This window comes from Cellulomonas palmilytica (assembly GCF_021590045.1).
In the GTDB taxonomy this organism is placed as follows: Bacteria; Actinomycetota; Actinomycetes; order Actinomycetales; family Cellulomonadaceae; genus Cellulomonas; species Cellulomonas palmilytica.
Map to the genome: position 1 here is coordinate 2,399,037 of NZ_CP062221.1, position 16,256 is coordinate 2,415,292.

Below are 16,256 nucleotides of genomic sequence, written 5' to 3' on the forward strand. Positions count from 1 at the left end.
TGGAGCGGTCAGGCGCGCCTGACGCAGGTCGTCTTCGTCCAGGCCGACCAGTTTCCCGCACGGTCGGCTGCGCGCACCGAGATACACACCCTGTTGGACCGCGCCACCGAGAACGTCCGGGTCTTCTTGCTGGTGGGAGACAGCACCTTCCATGCCGACAGCGGCTGGCCCACCCGCGACCGGGCGACGCGGACCTGGAACGACTTGACGCCGGTACCGCGGTCCGTCGCCGCCCAGCGCGCCTCGGTCTCGGGGCCGCGGATGACGGAGGTGGGGAACGAGGCGCGAGGGACGGGTGCGGTTCCGTCGTACGTGAATCGCACCCTGGCAGCCCCCGCCGTCGCGTAAGCGAGCCGGACCTCAAGGCTGTGCGGCCCGTCGGGCAGTCCGCGCGGCGACCATGGCGACGTGCACGACTTCTCAACCCCATCGACGCTGCAGACGAACTGAGGGTGGGGCTCGCTAGACGTGAACCGGTACAGCGCGTCACGGTTCACGATCGCGCCGCTCGCGGCTCCAGTGATCGTCACTGCAGGGTCGCTCACGGGTCGGAACACCGTGAGCGTCGAGCCTGCCGGGACAGCAAGGATGCCGTCGCCCTGAGCCATGCCGAGGCGCGGGGGGGCGGCCCACTCCGCGACGAACCGCATCGTGCTGGGCGCCTTTCCCCGCCAGACCAGCGCGCCCGTGCGCACATCGCGCATGTCAACCTTCCCGTCACGACGCCCCTCGAGCACGTAGCCGTTCACAACGAGCGGTGGGGTCACGTGGTCGGTACCGGGTGCCTGCCACAGCGGCTCGCCAGACCTTGCGTCGCGCACTGTAAGCAGCCCGCCCGCGACCGTGACCATGTGGGTCTGGTCGAACGCGGGCGTGGTCCAGGCCTGGTACGTCGCGATCTCGAGCTCGGAACCGGTTGCTGCGTCCAGGATGCTCGGCCAGGCGGTGACGTCGAGGTCCCGGACGTACACGCGACCGTCGTGCAGGACAGGGGTCGTGCCACCGCCGCCGGTGCACTTGCCCGAGTGCACCCAGGTGACGGAGCCGTCGAACGCCAGCTTGTAGGTGACCTTGCATGCGGAGGACACGTAGATGCCCTCGTCGTCGAGCGCAGGTGCGCTCGAGCCCCCGACGTCGACCGCCGTCATCCAGATGATGCGGCCGGTGTCCTGATCGACCGCGTACATGATCCCGCCGCTGCCGGTGCCGACGACGTACACGACGCCGTCGCGTGCCGCGGGCGGTGTGTCGAAGACGTGCTGGAAGGGCAGCTCGACGTTCCACTGCAGGGCGCCCGTTCTCGCGTCGAGCGCCATCATCCCGCCACGGTCGTTCGTCACGAAGATGCGTCCGGCGTCGTATGAGAACGAACTCGCTCCGCCGGTGACCCCGCCGACGAGCTGTGGGCCCCACACCACGTGCCCGTCGGATGCCGAGAGGGCCGTGACGCTGCGCCCCCGCTCGTACTTGTCGTCAGACATCGCGAACACGAGACCGTCCGCTATCAGGGGGTAGGCCACCTCGCCGATGAGCTGCACGGACCAGGCTTGGGAGAGCGGTCCGCGGAACGCAGGGTCCTGCGAGTGCCCGTCGTGCCGAGCGTTCTGCTGGAAGGTCACGGCGGGGTACGAGTCCGGTGCGGGGGGTGCCTCGGCCCCGGCGCTCGTCGAGGGGGCGGTCCCGAGGATGAGCACCATCACAGCAGTCGCCCCCACCGCACGTGCGTGCCTCAGCATCAATCCTCCAGCGTGGTGGTCGTGGGCGAACAGTACGCCGGCCGGGGGCCGGCGCCGTGGGACCGACCGGGGCGTGGGTTGCAGTCACCGGATCGGTGTGAGCGGTGGGCTCGTGCGTTCCGGTGCGGTTCAGTCTCGCCACGGGCACCTCCCTGGACCGCAGGGTGCGTGCGGCTCCCACGCGCCGGGATCTTCGTGGCACACGCCCCGGCCGGTGGACGAGGCGCCAAGCGGCATCAGGTGCGACTGCAGCGGAGCGTGCGTGAGCCGGCGCGTTCGTCGAGGGCAAGACGTGCGGTCACGTCACGTCGTCGAGGGCCGACCAGCCGGGCCAGGTGCGTGGAGAGTCCGGGGCGCGCTTGCCGAGACGGCGAACGGGCCGGGCACGACCTTGTCCCGGGGGATCCCGAAGACGTCGGTGCTCAGGTCCAGGTCGGACCCGTCGGGGTTGGTCCAGGGCATCTCGGCCTGGTAGCTCGTCCCGAGGCGCGTGGTCGTCACCGGGTCGACGACGTCGAGCTCGCCCGCGAAGCTGACGTCGACGCGGACGGTGCCGGCCTCGGCGTCGACCACCTCGACCCGCACGGGTGACGCGCCGACCACGAGTGCGGTGTCCTCCGCGCGGAACGGCTCGGCGCCCTCCGCGTAGAGGTTCCCCTCGACCCACACCGGGAGCCGTGGACCGGCCAGGTCGCTGCCCGGCTCGTTCGGGTACTCCTGCGGCGTCGGGTAGGCGTCGTACTGCGACGTGCCGACGGGGGTCGGGGTGAACGTCGCCTGACCGGGCACGCCGTCCATGTCGATCGCGCCGGACCAGAAGCTGGCGAGCGCGGGCTCGTCGTGCGCGTCCTCGTCGGACCCGGTCCCGCCGTCGCCGACGAAGACGTTGTTGTAGAACCGGTCGTCGCCGCCGAGGATGTTCGAGACGCCGAACACGGCCGTGGCGTGCGGGACGTGGTACGGCGTGTACCGCTGGTGCTCCGTGCAGTTCGCGATGCGACCCGCGACGTAGTTGTGCACGTACGCACCGCCTGAGGACATGTCCTTGACAGCCCACGGCGACAGGAAGAGGTTCGAGTCCACGAGGTACGGGCCGTGGCAGACCTCGACCATGAAGTCCTCGGCGGTCGAGGCGTAGAACACGTTGCGCCGCACCAGGGTGCCCTGGGCCTGCCAGTCGAGCCACAGCGCCCGGTGCGTGTGGTGGATCGTGTTCCCGCTGATCACGGTGTCGAGGGCGGCGTGCAGCTTGATCCCCGCGACCTCGGCGCCGTGCCACTGCCGCTTCACGTGGATGTGCGAGATGTGGTTGTCGGCGATGGTCGAGAACGCCGCCCCCAGGTGCCCGACGACGCCGGCCTGCTCGCAGTCCCGGATCGTGTTGCGGCGCACCGTGTGGGAGCCGATGTGGTCCCGGTGCCAGGGGAGCGGTTCGCCGGCGTCCGGCCCGCCGAGGACGAGGGCCCGCTGGATCACCTCGCGCTCACGCTGTGTGCCGCCCTTGGCGCCCGCGGCCCCCGCGGTCCACTCGTTCTGCCCGGTGCCGGCCTCCTTGCCGAGCGAGACGCCGACGTTCTTCGAGTCGGTGATCGTGTTGTCCTCGATCACCCAGCCCTTCGACCAGTGCGGACCGATGAGGCCCTCCTGCAGCGCGGTGGGCGGTGCCCACTGCGTGGCGGCCTTCGTCAGGGTGAACCCGCGCACCGTGATGTGGTCGACGCCCGTCTCCGCGGGCCAGAACACGAAGGTGCGGACGTTGATCTCGATCTCGTGGTCGGCCGGGTCCGCGCCGCCGAAGTTCGCCCAGATCGTCGTGACGTCGTCGCCCACCTCGCAGTACCAGGTCAGCAGCGAGCCCTGGGGGTCGAACGAGTCGGGGGTGACCTCGGGGTGCTCGACGCCGCCGAGCGTCAGCGCCTCGTACATCGACCTGCCGTCGAGGTACACCTCGCCCGTGTGCCAGGTGTTCACCCGGTCGAAGAACCAGTCCCCGCCGATGCGCTCCGCGTACGGGTTGCGATCCCCGAACAGGGCGTTCGGCACCTGGGCGACCCAGACGCGGCCCTCGGAACCGGGGTGGGGGCGCCAGTCGGTGACCACCTCGGCACCGGTGATCGTCACAGGCTCGAAGCGCCCGTCCGGGCCCACCGCGGCCTGGTAGGTGATCGGTGCGTCGGCCGTGCCGCCGCGCGGCGGGTTCACCCACTCGCGGTACACACCTTCGTGCACCGCGACGGTGTCGCCCGGCAGGGCGGCCTGAGCGGCACGGTTGATGGTCCGGAACGGGGTCTCGGCCGAGCCGTCAGCGCGGTCGGAGCCGGTGACGGCGACGTGCAGGATGGTCACGACAACGCCTTTCGTCGATCACGGGGGGTCGTGGGGTGGGGCGGGGGAGAGCGTCAGGCCTCCGCGGGCTCCTGCTCACGCTTCACGTACCCGCGGTCCACGAAGAACCGCTCGAGCAGGTAGCACCACCACACGAGGATCAGGCCTGGTGCCACGAACACCGCGGGCATGAAGTTCCAGACGGCGACGCCCGCGACGAACACGGCGATCCCGAGCAGGAACGTCAGGCTGGGTGTCGTCAGCCCCAAGGTGAACCCGTTGCGCAGCTGGCGCCAGGTCGGGTTGGTGAACCGGGCGACCAGGGGCAGGCACCAGAAGATCAGGAGCAGCAGGAACAGCCCGATGACGAGGAGGGGCACCAGGACCTCGGCCAGACCCAGGGTGGGCAGGTAGGAGAGCGTGAGGACGCCGAGGGCAGCGATCAGGACGGCCAGCAGGCCGACGACGGTCGCCTGCTTCCAGCTCTGCCGCCAGGCCTTCGTCGCGACCGCCCACGCACCCGCGTCCTTGCCCAGGACGTACCGCCGGCACACCTCGTAGGCGACGACCGTGCCCGCTCCCGCCGTCACGACGAGGCAGACGCTCACGAGCCAGAACAGGCTGATCAGGATGACGGAGCCCAGCGAGTCGAGGATGCGCCACAGCAGCGACGCGGGGTTGAAGCGGAAGATGGTCGGGCCTCTCGGTGGACGAAGCGGTGTGTCGGCGAGGACGGAGGTCGGCCTCCCGCGTCGCCGCGGGAGGCCGACGTCGTCAGCCCTTCACGGAGCCGATCATGAGACCGGACACGAAGTGCTTCTGCAGGAACGGGTAGACGAGCAGGATCGGGATGGCCGCCACCATGGTGATCGCCGAGCGCAGCGCGATCGGGGTGGTGAGCTGACCGCCGGCTCCCACCGCGGCCGCGTTGGCCGCGCTGTTCCCGGAGTTCGCGCCCGCGTTCATCGAGCTCGCCAGCAGCTTCTGCAGCTCGTACTGCAGGGTGGTCAGCGCCGGGTCACCCGAGTTGTAGAGCAGGGTGTCCAGCCACGCGTTCCAGCTGCCGACGGCCACGAACAGACCCACCACGGCCAGCACGGGCTTGCACAGCGGCATGATGATCTGCCACCACGTGCGGAACTCGCCCGCGCCGTCGATCCGTGCCGACTCGGTGATCTCCTCGGGGATCGACTTCATGTACGTGCGCAGGATGATCAGGTTGAACGCGCTGATGATCACCGGCACCCAGTAGGCCTGGAAGCTGTTCAGCATCCCCAGGTCCTTGATCAGCAGGTAGTTGGGGATCAGGCCGGCGTCGAAGTACAGCGTGAGCACGAAGATCAGCGTGATCGGGCGGCGGAAGATGAACTCCTTGCGGCTGAGCGCGTAGGCGAGCATCGAGGTGAACACGAGGTTCGTCGCGACGACCACGACCGTCTTCAGCACGCTCATGATGAACGCCTGGTAGATCGAGTCCATGTTGAACACGACCTCGTAGTTCTTCAGCGAGAAGACCCGGGGCCAGATGCCGATCCCGCCGCGGACGGCGTCCATGCCGTCGTTGAGGGAGATGGCGAGCGTGTTCAGCAGCGGGTAGAGCATGAGTGCCGCGAGGAGCACCAGGAAGGACGTGTTGAGCGTCGTGAAGATGATCCGCTCGGGCGTCCACTTGTTGCGCGGCGACCTGTTCTTCCGCGAGGCTCGCTGCTCCAGAGGCTTCGAGGCAACGGTGCTTGACATGAAGTCCTCCTAGACCAGCGTCTCTTGGTTGAGGCGCTTGGCCGCCATGTTCGCCGAGCCGACCAGGATGATGGCGACGACTGTCTTGAAGATGCCCGCGACGACGGCGAGTGAATAGTTCCCGAGCTGGTACCCGTAGCGCAGCACGAAGACGTCGATGGTCTCGGCCGTCTCCGAGATCAGGCCGTTCCCGAGGAAGTACGGCAGCTCGAAGTTGGTGGACAGGATCCAGCCGCTGTTGATGATGAGCAGCACGACGATCGTGGGACGGATCCCCGGGAGCGTGATGTTCCACATCTTGCGCCAGCGGCCCGCGCCGTCGACCTCGGCGGCCTCGTACAGGCTCGGGTCGATCGCGGTGATCGCGGCCAGGTAGAGGATCGTGTTCCAGCCGAGCTCCTTCCACAGGCTCGTCCCGGCGACGATCCCCCAGAAGTGGTTCGGCTCGGTCAGGAACAGGATGGGCTCGTCGACGAGCCCCAGGTTCATGAGTCCCTGGTTGATGAACCCGCCGGACGAGGGCAACGAGAGCGCCACCGACGCGAGGCTCGCCACGATGACCCAGCTGAGGAAGTGGGGCATGTACGTGATGTTCTGCATGATGCGCTTGAACGGGAGGTTCTTGACCTCGTTCAGCAGCAGCGCCAGGACGATCGCGCCCACGGTCCCGACGACGAGCGTCAGGATCGACTGCCCGAGCGTGTTGACCACGACTCGGCGGAACCGTTCGCCGTTGACGCCGGTGAACAGGTCGACGAAGTTCTCGAAGCCGACCCACTCCTGGTTCCAGATGCTGCCGCGACCCGGCTTGTAGTCCTGGAAGGCGATCGCCCACCCGTAGACGGGGACGTACTTGAACAGGATCTGGTACATCAGCAGCGGCACCGCCATCAGCAGGAGGACCCGCTGCGCCTTGATCCTGTCCCACGTGATCTTGCGCTTGGGCTCCTTGGGCGGCTTGGCCGCTCGCGTCCGGGGCTTGCGGCGTGGAGCACGCGAGCTGCTCGCGGGCTCGTCGGCCGGTTCGAGCCCGGTGGCGGTCACCAGGTTGACCGGTGCGTCCGTCATCTGTCCAACCTCGTCGTCAGAAGCAGTGGGGGGTCACCGAGAACGGACCGTGGTGGGGGGCTCGCGCCCCCCACCACGACCGCTCGCGGGCTGTTACCAGTTGGCCAGTCGCTCCTGGATGCCGGCGTTGATCGCGTCCTCGTACACCTTGACGTCGATCTTCTTGATGGTGTCGACGTACGCCTGCCAGTTCGAGTCGAAGTCGGCCGGGTTGCCGGCGATGATCTTCGGCAGGTTCTGGACGTTCGCGTCGGTCAGCTGCTGGTTGACCTGGTTGGCGTCGTCGGAGAGCGTGATGTTCCACGCCGGGTAGTACTTCGGGTTCTCCGGCTGCGGGTTCATGAACTCGAGCCAGGTCTTCTTGCCGTACGCGTCCATGACCTTGCGGTCGTACTCGCTCAGCGTCGCGAAGAACTCGGTCGGCTGGTCGTCGGGGCTGTACGCGTTGCCGTCGGAGAACTGGCCGTTGTGCTTGGGCAGCACGTCGAGCAGCGCCTCGAGACGGTTGGAGGCACGCCACGTCAGGTCGCGGGAGTTGGCGCGCTGCTCGTCCGTGCGGGTGAACATGCCGTCCTCGCCGACCTGGTAGTCCTCACCCTCGACGCCCCACGAGAGCACCTTCTGCCACGGCTCGCTGAGCATGAGGTCGAGGAACTTGAGCGCCTTCTCCGGCTGCTTGCTGGAGGTCGAGATGCCGAAGCCCTGGTTGGTGTTCATGACGGGACGGTCGGCGTACCACGGCTCGGCACCGTCGTAGACGGGCATGAGCGGCACGTAGGTGTACTCGTCCTTGCCGGCGCTGCGCAGCGAGTCCGTCGCGGTCTGGAAGTCCCAGCCCTGGTCGTGCATGCCGAGGACGGCGCCGGTCGCGAGCTTCGCGACGTACTGGTCGAACGTCAGCGTGAAGGACTCGCGGTCGACGAGACCGTCGGCGTACTTCTGGTTCAGGACCTTGTAGAAGTCCTTCGCGATGTCCTTGTCGGCGTAGATCTCGGCGTTGTCGCTGTCGTCGACGATGACGCCGCCGTTGTTCGGCGAGCCGGCCAGCAGCGCCGGCGGGTTCGTCATGCCCCACTCACGGCCGGTCGAGGCGAGGACCTCGAAGCCGATGGTCGGGGCACCCTCGGTCTGGGGGTTCTTCTCGAGGTAGTTCTCGATGAGCTCGAAGTAGCGCTCGAGCGTCATGTTGCTGAGGTCCGGCCAGCCGGCGTCCTCGAGCACGCGCTTCTGGATCCAGAACGCGGGACCGTAGTAGGTGCCGCCGGTCGGCTCGCCGTAGAAGCGGTTGTAGTTCGGGAAGATGTACAGGCCGTGCTCGACCTCTTCGCCCGAGTAGCTCATCTTCTTGATGTCGTCCTCGACGTGCGTGGCGAGGTTGGGGTAGTCCCCGGTCGCCAGCATGTCGTCGAGGCGCAGGAGGGCACCGCCCTCGAGCAGACGCATCTTCAGGTCGGTGGTCCCGATGAGGTCGGGGTACTGCCCGCCGGCGAGCATGACGCCGATCTTCTGGTCCACGTTGTCCGGGGTCACGATCTCGTACTCGAGGGTGACGCCGAGCTGGTCCTTGAGCAGCTTGGTGATCTTGTTGTCGGCGGCCGGAGCCTGCGAGGCCGTCGTGATCCAGGTCGTGAGGGTCGTCGGGTTGCTGGGGGTCAGGACGCCCGACTTGTCCGCGAGATCTCCCTCGGGGATGACGGCAGCCGTCGAGGGACCCTCTTCGGGGTCGGCGTCGGAGGTGCAGGCGACAAGGCCGGCGGACAGTGCCGCCACCATGGCGAGAGCTGACAACTTCGTTCTTGCGGTACGCACCGAGGTCTCTCCCTTGAGAACAGTTCCGGTCGGCCTTGACTGGAACCCGTGCACATCGGACGCCTAGGGGCTTGGCGTCCGCATCCCGGCGGGATTTTAGCGTTAAAGTAGAGACGCCCTTCGCGGCCCGTCAAGCCCTCGCAAGTCTCGAAATGATCACGGCCACTTTCGGGTGCCGCCGTCCGTGGCGGGGAGGGCGCGGAAGTCCCGGCGATGCGCCCGCCCGTACCGGACACGGCGGTGGTGCACTCGACGAGGGTGTCCGGCGCGGAGGTCGGCAGGGCGCCGCAAGTTTCGATCACGAGGTCCTCGACAGGGTCTTGCGGTCCCGCGTTTTATCGATATATTGAGCGCGCCCCGGCGGCGTGGCCGGGGCCTGCGGTCCGACGAGCGCTCGTCGGACAGGCAGGGCGTCGCGGGAAGGAGGATCCCCGTGGTGAGGATGGCGGACGTGGCCCGCGCGGCCGGCGTCTCGGTCATGACCGTGTCGAACGTCCTCAACGAGCGCATCCCCGTCGGCGAGTCGACGCGCGCCCGGGTCATGGAGGCGGTCGAGGCCCTCGGGTACGAGGTCAACCTGACCGCGCGGCATCTTCGGGCCGGACGGACCGACACCGTCGCCTTCGTCGTCCCGAGCTTCCACGACTACTTCGGCGAGCTCGCCGACCAGGTCGCCCCGCTGGTCGAGGCGGAGGGACGTCACCTCGTGCTCGAGCGCACGAGTGCGAACGCGCAGCAGGAGATGGAGGCGCTGAGCGTCGGGCGGCTGCAGACCTACGACGGGGTCCTGCTGTCCATCGCCGGCCTCGACCTGGAGCAGCTGAGCCGGGTGCGCACGTCCAAGCCCATCGTGCTGCTGGGCGAGCGCGACGTCCCCGACCACCTCGACCACGTGCGCCTCGCGAACGAGTCGGGTGGCCGCCTCGCCACAGCGCACATGATCGAGCGCGGATCGCGCCGCATCCTCGCCCTCGGGTGCTCGTCGGACGGCGCCCACATGATGACCACGGACCGCCGCGTCGGCTGGGAGGACGCGCACCGTGAGGCCGGTCTCACCGCAGATCCGGCCTACGTCGTGCCCGTCAGCGACTACACGTCGCTCGGCGGCCGCGACGCGATGCTCGAGGTCATCGCGTCAGGGCTGCCGTTCGACGGGGTCTTCGCCGTCACCGACATCGTCGCCCTCGGAGCGTTGTCCGCCCTCGCGGACGCCGGGCTGCGCGTACCCGACGACGTCCAGCTCGCCGGGTTCGACAACCTCGACATGTCGCGGTTCGTCCCTCCGGGTATCACGTCGGTCGACGCGAACCACGAGGGGGTGGCCGAGGCGGCCGTCCGGCTGCTGCACCGCCAGATGTCGGGCTGGTCCGGTCCGGCCGAGCACGTCGTCGCACCCGTCCGTCTCGTGGTGCGTGGATCCACCCGCGGCGGCGCCTAGCGGCCAGTCAGCTGCCCTCCGCGTCACCCCAGTCGATACCCGGTCGAAGGAGACCAACCCCGTGAGCACCCCTGCGCCTCCGCCTGCCCCTACGGCGGTCGAGACGACGACCACCACGACAGCGATCATCGACCTCGACCTGCCCGGCGCGACGATCAGCCGGCACGTGTACGGGCATTTCGCCGAGCACCTGGGCCGGTGCATCTACGGCGGGTTCTGGGTCGGTGAGGACTCCCCGGTGCCGAACGTGCGGGGCATCCGTTCGGACGTGGTCGAGGCGCTGCGCGCGCTGCAGATCCCGAACCTGCGCTGGCCGGGCGGGTGCTTCGCCGACGACTACCACTGGCGCGACGGCATCGGCCCGCGCGACCAGCGCCCCCGGATGGTCAACTCCCACTGGGGCGACGTCGTCGAGGACAACTCCTTCGGCACGCACGAGTTCATGGACCTGTGCGAGCTGCTCGGCGCCGACCCCTACGTCAGCGGCAACGTCGGCTCCGGCACCGTCGCGGAGATGTCGGACTGGGTCGAGTACCTGACCCGGGCGGACGACTCGCCGATGGCCGCGCTGCGCCGCGAGAACGGCCGCGACGAGCCCTGGCGGGTGCCGTTCTGGGGTCTGGGGAACGAGGCGTGGGGCTGCGGCGGACAGCTGCGTGCGGAGCAGTTCGCGTCGCTGGCCCGCCAGTACGCCACGTACTCGCGCAACCACGGCGGCAACACCCTGTACCGGATCGCGGCCGGCGCCGACTCGGGTGACCTGCACTGGACCGAGACGCTCATGCGCTCGTTCGACGACCTCGCCGCCGACCCGGCCGCGCCCGCCGGTCCGTTCCAGGCCGTCTCGCTGCACTACTACACGATGTCGGGCTCGTGGGGCGACAAGGGCGACGCCACGGGCTTCAGCACCGACGAGTGGTACACGACGATGGCCAGGGCGCACCGCATGGAGGAGCTGCTCACGCGCCACTCGACGGTGATGGACCGGTACGACCCGCACCGCAAGGTGGGCCTCGTCGTCGACGAGTGGGGCACCTGGTGGAACGTCGAGAAGGGCACCAACCCCGGGTTCCTGTACCAGCAGAACACGCTGCGCGACGCGCTCGTCGCGTCCACCCACTTCGACGCGTTCCACCGGCACGCCGAGCGGGTCGTCATGGCGAACATCGCGCAGACGGTCAACGTGCTGCAGGCCATGATCCTGACCGACCCCGACACGGGCGCGCTCGTCCTCACCCCGACGTACCACGTGTTCGCGATGAACGCCGGGCACCACGACGCCGCCGCGCTCGCCGTGCACCTGCGGGACGTGACGACCCGGACGGTCGACGGGACCGAGCTGCCGCTGGTCTCGGCGTCCGCGTCGGTCAAGGACGACACCGCGCTGGTCTCGCTGTCGAACCTCGACACCGACGCCGACCGCACGGTCGTGCTCGACCTGCGCGGTCGCGAGGTCGTGGGCCACGAGGCTCGCGTGCTGACCGCGCCCGCACTCGACGCGCACAACACCCCCGAGCACCTCGACGCCGTCGCGCCGACGGGGCACGCGGGCGTGCGACCCCATGCGCGCGGGCTCGAGGTCGACCTCCCGGCCCACTCCTACGTCACCGTCGGTCTCGACCTGCGCTGATGGGACAGGGCGACCGGGCGCTCACCTTCGCCGCCCCCGTCCTCTTCACGGACGTCCCGGATCCGGACGTCGTCCACGACGGTCGGTATTACTACATGGTCAGCACGACGATGTACTTCGCGCCGAGCGTGCCGATCATGCGCTCGAGCGACCTGGTGCACTGGTCGATCGCGGGCTACACCGGCCCGATCCTCGACGACACGGACGCGCTCGCGTTGCGCGACGGGCGCAGCGCGTACGGGCAGGGCAGCTGGGCCGCGAGCATCCGGTTCCACGCGGGCACGTACTACGTCTCGGTTGGCAGCCTGACCACCGACCGGACGTACGTGTACGCGACGCCGAGCATCGAGCACGGTCCGTGGACGAGGTCGGTCCTCGACGGCTACGCCCACGACCAGTCGCTCCTGTTCGACGACGGCGAGGTCTACCTCGTCCACGGCGCGGGGGCGATCGACCTGCGCCGGCTGCGGCGCCAGGCCGACGGGACGTTCGCCTGGGACGGCCCGGCGGCGCGGCTCGTCGAGGACGCCGACGTCGACCAGGCCGACGGGCTGCACGCGGAGGGCGCGCACGCCTACAAGATCGGCGACCACTACTACGTGTTCATGATCCAGTGGCCGACGGGCGGGATCCGCCAGCAGGTCGTGTGGCGGTCGACGTCGCTCACGCCGCAGTCCCAGGGCGGGACCTGGGAGGGTCGCGTCGTGCTCAGCCAGGCGGTGCCGGTCGCGGGGCGCCCGGGCGGAGGCGTGGCGCAGGGCGGCGTCGTCCAGGCGTCCGACGGGCAGTGGTACGCCGTGCTGTTCCAGGACGAGGGCCCGCTCGGGCGCTCGCCGCAGCTCGCGCGCGTGACCTGGCAGGACGGCTGGCCGGTCGTCAGGCTCGACCCGGCGGAGTCGCCGCCGACGGGGGAGAGGGAGCTCCTCGTCTCGGACGACTTCGACGACCGGCCCGCGCCGGCCGGCTACTGGAGCACGACGAACGCCGCAGCCCTGACGGCGTCGGACGAGAACGCCTGGAACGGGTCGAGCCTCGCTCTCCCGTGGCAGTGGAACCACAACCCGGACCAGCGCTTCTGGTCGCTCACCGCCCGGCCCGGCCACCTGCGCCTGACCACGGGCAGCATCGCGTCGGGCATCCTCGACGCCCGCAACACGCTCACCCAGCGCACGTACGGCCCGACGAGCGTCGCGGCGATCTCGCTCGACGTCTCCGGGATGAAGGACGGCGACGTCGCCGGCCTGGCCGCGTTCCAGCAGAAGTACGGGTACGTGGCTGTCGAGATGGCCGACGGTGCTCGCCGACTGGTGATGCGCCGTGCCGACCCGAACGGGCGCGTGGCCTTCACCAGCGCTCCCGTGCCGCTCGCGGCCGAGACCGTCCTGCTCCGCGTGGACGTGGACTTCCGGGACGCCGCCGACCGCGCGTCGTTCGCGTACTCGCTCGACGGCGACGGCTGGACGACGATCGGCGACGACCTCGCGATGGAGTACAGCCTCGACCACTTCACGGGGTACCGGTTCGCGATCTTCTGCTACGCGACCGCCGAGACCGGCGGGCACGTGGACGTCGACTGGTTCCGCGTCGACGACGACATCGACAGCACACTGCCGTCAGCACGACGCTGAGCGGCCGTCGTCAGAGCGTGACCGCTCGTGACTCGAGCCACGACGCGATCACGGCGAGCTCGGGGTGGACGTCTCCGGCGACCTCGCGGACGAAGGACCTTGTTCTCCTGCTCCAGCAGCCGAGTCCGGGCCACTACCGCTCTGACGCTGGACTTTGCGGTGGTGGCAAGCCGCCAACTCTTGTTTGCGATCGCCTAGTAAAGTTGGTGACCGCGTACTAACGTTTGCGCCAGAGGAGGTAGCCCATGGACGCGACCCACCCACTCGCTGTGGTCACTCCGACGCTCGACGGTGACGTGCTGACTCACCTCGCACTGACGCGAGCTGCGTTCACGCCAGGCCAACTCGCGCGCCTCCTGCCACCGAAGTCGCGGGGTGAGAACCAGGACCTCCGGCCGGTATCGGTCGAAGGTGTCCGCAAAGTACTCAACCGGCTCGCACACCAAGGCATCGTGACGGCGACCCGGGTGGGCAACTCTGCGGTGACGTACGAGTTGAACCGTGAGCACCTCGCAGCCGATGGGGTAGTCGCACTGGCGAACCAGGCGCGAACGCTGCGCACACGCCTCGAGGAGCACCTCGAAGGATGGGGTACCCCACCGGTGTATGCCGCGCTGTTCGGTTCGTGGGCTCGCGGTGCCGCGACGGTCGACTCGGACGTCGACCTCTTCCTGGTGCGGCCCGACGACGCGGACGAAGACGAGTGGGCTGACCAGGTCGACGAACTGCAGCACCGTGTCTCCCGGTGGACCGGCAACGATGCCCGGCCGTTTGTCATCGACGAGACGGACCTGCCGCCCATGGCAACCGAACCGGTCCTGGCGTCCATCCGAACGGAGGGCCTAACGGTGCACGGCGACCCCAACTGGTTGCGGAAGCGCGTCAAGCCGCGTCGACTGATCAAGCGGAACATGGAGACCTCATGAGCACCAAGAAGGCCGACGTGAACGTCCGTGCAGGCCGGCTCGCCAAGGCAAGACAGTTCGCTGCCGTCGCGCACGACGTCCTCGACCTCGCGGACGAAGCGCAGGACGTCGCCGACGCGTTCGTCACCCTCGCGGTCCACGCGGGCATCGCCGCCTCCGACGTGATCTGCAGCGCGCGGCTGGGCATATACCACCACGGCGAACGACACGAGGAAGCAGTTGCACTGCTGAAGAAGGCGGATGCTGACGCGGCGAAGCACCTCGACAGACTCCTCCAGATGAAGACGCTCGCGGGCTACTCCTACACGCCGGTGTCTGGCGAGAAGCGAGTGAAAGCCGAACGCGCGATGGACGCGCTCATCGCTACCGCTAACTCGGTGTAGGTCCGTGGGTCGACTGGAGGTGGTGGGCGGTCACAAGGGGACTGCTGCACGATCGGTTGACACCGGGTGAGTGGTGATCATGCCGCGAGAGCGGCGTTCTGGGCGGCAAAGGCGAGGGGACTGCTGCGGGGCTGGTCGACACTCCGTCTGTGCGACGAGGTCCCGCTGGAAGGATGTGGCTGTGCCCAAGAAGTTGCCGCCTGAGTTCAAGCGTGACGTCGTGCGGTCGCCCGCCGCGGCGACCTGACGCACGCCGAGGTCGCCGCCGACTTCGACATCTCGATTGAGTCGGTGCGGCGTTGGGTGCGCCAGGCCGACATCGACGACGGAGTCGTGGACGGCAAGACCACCAGTGAGCAGAACGAGCTGGTCCAGCTGCGCCGCTGCCGCTGACGGGTGCCGCCGCGGGTGACGCCGGGAGAAGCGCCGCCTGGAGCAGGAGAACGAGATCCTGCGCCGCGCGGCGGCCTACTTCGCCGCCGGCTCGCTCCCAAAATGAGCTACCCGCTGGTCCGTGACTTGGCTCCGATAAGCGATCGCGAGTTGCAGGACGCCTACCTGACCAACGCCCTGATCGACGCCCACGGCGACGACCCCGAGTTCGGCTACCGCTTGTGGGCCGACGAGCGCGAGCGCAGATGGACCATCTGCCCGCCGACGAGGGTCCGACCGGTGGGGTGCGCGTCGTGCACGTCGAGCGGTGCGTGCCAACCGGCAGTCTGCGCGTCGCGCATCGCGGGCATCACGATGCTCACGACGCTGCGCCGCCGAGGGCCGCGAGGATGAGCTCCCTCGCCCGGTTCAGGGTGCGTGGGTCGTCGTGCTCGGCCAGGTTCGCCGCCAGCACGAGTGGCGGCACGGGGTTCTCGGGCAACTCGTGGGCGACGTGCAGGACGACCGTGGCTCGGGGACCCCCGGGTCGCAGCAGGTGATCCGCGCGCAGCGCGTCGAGCTCGTCGTCGCGGACGTAACCCTCGACCGTGCTGCCCGCACCGAGGTGTGAGCGGGAGTCGGAGAGGCCGGAGGGGACGACCCGGGAGTCGTCGAGCAGCGCCGCGGCGGCGCGGGACTCGAACAGCATCCGCCGTGCGCGGGACGCGACCCATGACGAGAGAAGTCGCTCCGGCTCGCTGTCGTGGGCGAGCCGACGGCGCCGCTGGCGCCACCGGTACGCGTCCTGGGGTCCGTACTCCACCGGTGCGTCCGCCGCGAGGACCGCCCAGGCGACGTCGGGGGACATCGGACGCCCGCGGGCCCGCCCCGAGGGGAGCGACGTGGACTCGACGAGCCACTGGCCGCCCACTTGCCGGGCGCGGACCCGGCCTGCGCCGATGAGCTGACGCACGCGCTGCGGTGACACGTCGAGCAGCTCCGCTGCCTCCTTGACCGAGACCTCCATAGGCACAACCCCAGCGACAAGGAAAGAGAAGTGCCTATGTCGGCCATCGAGACGAGCACCTCGGCAGGTGCTTGGTTGCCGCCCTGATGCGAGGAGCGGTCTCGGCTGACGTGATGATGAACGAGAGACGCCCTCGACCGCGTCTCCGCGGTCGAGGGCGTCTTCGTCGCTGTC

The 16,256-nt window shown here is 69.1% G+C and carries 13 protein-coding genes; 5 read left to right on the top strand and 8 right to left on the bottom strand.

The genetic code is table 11. The features are described from left to right. Positions 1 to 8 precede the first annotated feature (8 nt). The 6 genes from F1D97_RS10895 to F1D97_RS10920 form a co-directional block, all read right to left on the bottom strand. Positions 9 to 1,697 carry a PQQ-binding-like beta-propeller repeat protein gene (locus tag F1D97_RS10895; protein WP_236120536.1) on the bottom strand — a complete coding sequence of 563 codons (1,689 nt, stop codon included), beginning with the start codon at positions 1,695 to 1,697 and terminating at the stop codon, positions 9 to 11. A 342-nt stretch (positions 1,698 to 2,039) separates the two neighbouring features. Next, positions 2,040 to 4,082, bottom strand: a complete 2,043-nt coding sequence (locus F1D97_RS10900; protein WP_236120537.1) for a DUF1565 domain-containing protein — start codon at positions 4,080 to 4,082, stop codon at positions 2,040 to 2,042. A 53-nt stretch (positions 4,083 to 4,135) separates the two neighbouring features. Then, positions 4,136 to 4,669, bottom strand: coding sequence for a DUF624 domain-containing protein (locus tag F1D97_RS10905; protein ID WP_236120538.1), 534 nt, complete (start codon positions 4,667 to 4,669; stop codon positions 4,136 to 4,138). 166 nt (positions 4,670 to 4,835) lie between these two features. Continuing rightward, positions 4,836 to 5,801 carry a carbohydrate ABC transporter permease gene (locus F1D97_RS10910; protein ID WP_236120539.1) on the bottom strand — a complete coding sequence of 322 codons (966 nt, stop codon included), beginning with the start codon at positions 5,799 to 5,801 and terminating at the stop codon, positions 4,836 to 4,838. A gap of 9 nt (positions 5,802 to 5,810) precedes the next feature. Continuing rightward, positions 5,811 to 6,869, bottom strand: a complete 1,059-nt coding sequence (locus F1D97_RS10915; protein ID WP_236120540.1) for an ABC transporter permease — start codon at positions 6,867 to 6,869, stop codon at positions 5,811 to 5,813. Positions 6,870 to 6,962: 93 nt separating this feature from the next. After that, a complete protein-coding gene (locus tag F1D97_RS10920) occupies positions 6,963 to 8,642 on the bottom strand; it encodes an extracellular solute-binding protein (RefSeq protein WP_236120541.1) in 1,680 nt (559 codons plus the stop codon). Between the two features lie 478 nt (positions 8,643 to 9,120). Between F1D97_RS10920 and F1D97_RS10925 the strand changes: the two genes are divergently transcribed. The 5 genes from F1D97_RS10925 (at position 9,121) to F1D97_RS10945 (ending at position 14,683) form a co-directional block, all read left to right on the top strand. Then, a complete protein-coding gene (locus tag F1D97_RS10925; RefSeq protein ID WP_236123572.1) occupies positions 9,121 to 10,116 on the top strand; it encodes a LacI family DNA-binding transcriptional regulator in 996 nt (331 codons plus the stop codon). Between the two features lie 61 nt (positions 10,117 to 10,177). Next, positions 10,178 to 11,746: an alpha-N-arabinofuranosidase gene (locus tag F1D97_RS10930; RefSeq protein ID WP_236120542.1), complete on the top strand. Its 1,569-nt coding sequence runs from the start codon at positions 10,178 to 10,180 to the stop codon at positions 11,744 to 11,746. Continuing rightward, positions 11,746 to 13,374, top strand: coding sequence for a glycoside hydrolase family 43 protein (locus F1D97_RS10935; RefSeq protein WP_236120543.1), 1,629 nt, complete (start codon positions 11,746 to 11,748; stop codon positions 13,372 to 13,374). Before F1D97_RS10930 ends, F1D97_RS10935 begins: the two co-directional genes overlap by 1 nt. 245 nt (positions 13,375 to 13,619) lie before the next feature. Next, entirely contained in the window at positions 13,620 to 14,300 is a 681-nt protein-coding gene (locus tag F1D97_RS10940) for a nucleotidyltransferase domain-containing protein (protein ID WP_236120544.1), read from the top strand. Next, the gene (locus F1D97_RS10945) at positions 14,297 to 14,683 is read left to right on the top strand and encodes a hypothetical protein (RefSeq protein WP_236120545.1); all 387 of its coding nucleotides are present in this window, start codon (positions 14,297 to 14,299) and stop codon (positions 14,681 to 14,683) included. Before F1D97_RS10940 ends, F1D97_RS10945 begins: the two co-directional genes overlap by 4 nt. Positions 14,684 to 15,288: 605 nt before the next feature. On the opposite strand, the gene F1D97_RS10950 is transcribed toward F1D97_RS10945, so the two are convergent. Together F1D97_RS10950 and F1D97_RS10955 are read right to left on the bottom strand one after the other, a co-directional pair. Beyond that, positions 15,289 to 15,438 (bottom strand): hypothetical protein, encoded by a 150-nt coding sequence (locus tag F1D97_RS10950; RefSeq protein WP_236120546.1) that lies wholly within the window; start codon positions 15,436 to 15,438, stop codon positions 15,289 to 15,291. After that, positions 15,435 to 16,082, bottom strand: a complete 648-nt coding sequence (locus tag F1D97_RS10955; protein WP_236120547.1) for a helix-turn-helix domain-containing protein — start codon at positions 16,080 to 16,082, stop codon at positions 15,435 to 15,437. The genes F1D97_RS10950 and F1D97_RS10955 overlap by 4 nt, the downstream gene beginning before the upstream one ends. Between the last annotated feature and the right edge of the window lie 174 nt (positions 16,083 to 16,256).

Bases quoted from the DNA above. Each gene is read 5' to 3' on its own strand.
- F1D97_RS10895 (WP_236120536.1), bottom strand. From the start codon at position 1,697: ATGGTGCTCATCCTCGGGACCGCCCCCTCGACGAGCGCCGGGGCCGAG.
- F1D97_RS10910 (WP_236120539.1), bottom strand. From the start codon at position 5,801: ATGTCAAGCACCGTTGCCTCGAAGCCTCTGGAGCAGCGAGCCTCGCGG.
- F1D97_RS10915 (WP_236120540.1), bottom strand. From the start codon at position 6,869: ATGACGGACGCACCGGTCAACCTGGTGACCGCCACCGGGCTCGAACCG.
- F1D97_RS10920 (WP_236120541.1), bottom strand. From the start codon at position 8,642: ATGGTGGCGGCACTGTCCGCCGGCCTTGTCGCCTGCACCTCCGACGCC.
- F1D97_RS10925 (WP_236123572.1), top strand. From the start codon at position 9,121: ATGGCGGACGTGGCCCGCGCGGCCGGCGTCTCGGTCATGACCGTGTCG.
- F1D97_RS10935 (WP_236120543.1), top strand. From the start codon at position 11,746: ATGGGACAGGGCGACCGGGCGCTCACCTTCGCCGCCCCCGTCCTCTTC.
- F1D97_RS10940 (WP_236120544.1), top strand. From the start codon at position 13,620: ATGGACGCGACCCACCCACTCGCTGTGGTCACTCCGACGCTCGACGGT.
- F1D97_RS10945 (WP_236120545.1), top strand. From the start codon at position 14,297: ATGAGCACCAAGAAGGCCGACGTGAACGTCCGTGCAGGCCGGCTCGCC.
- F1D97_RS10955 (WP_236120547.1), bottom strand. From the start codon at position 16,082: ATGGAGGTCTCGGTCAAGGAGGCAGCGGAGCTGCTCGACGTGTCACCG.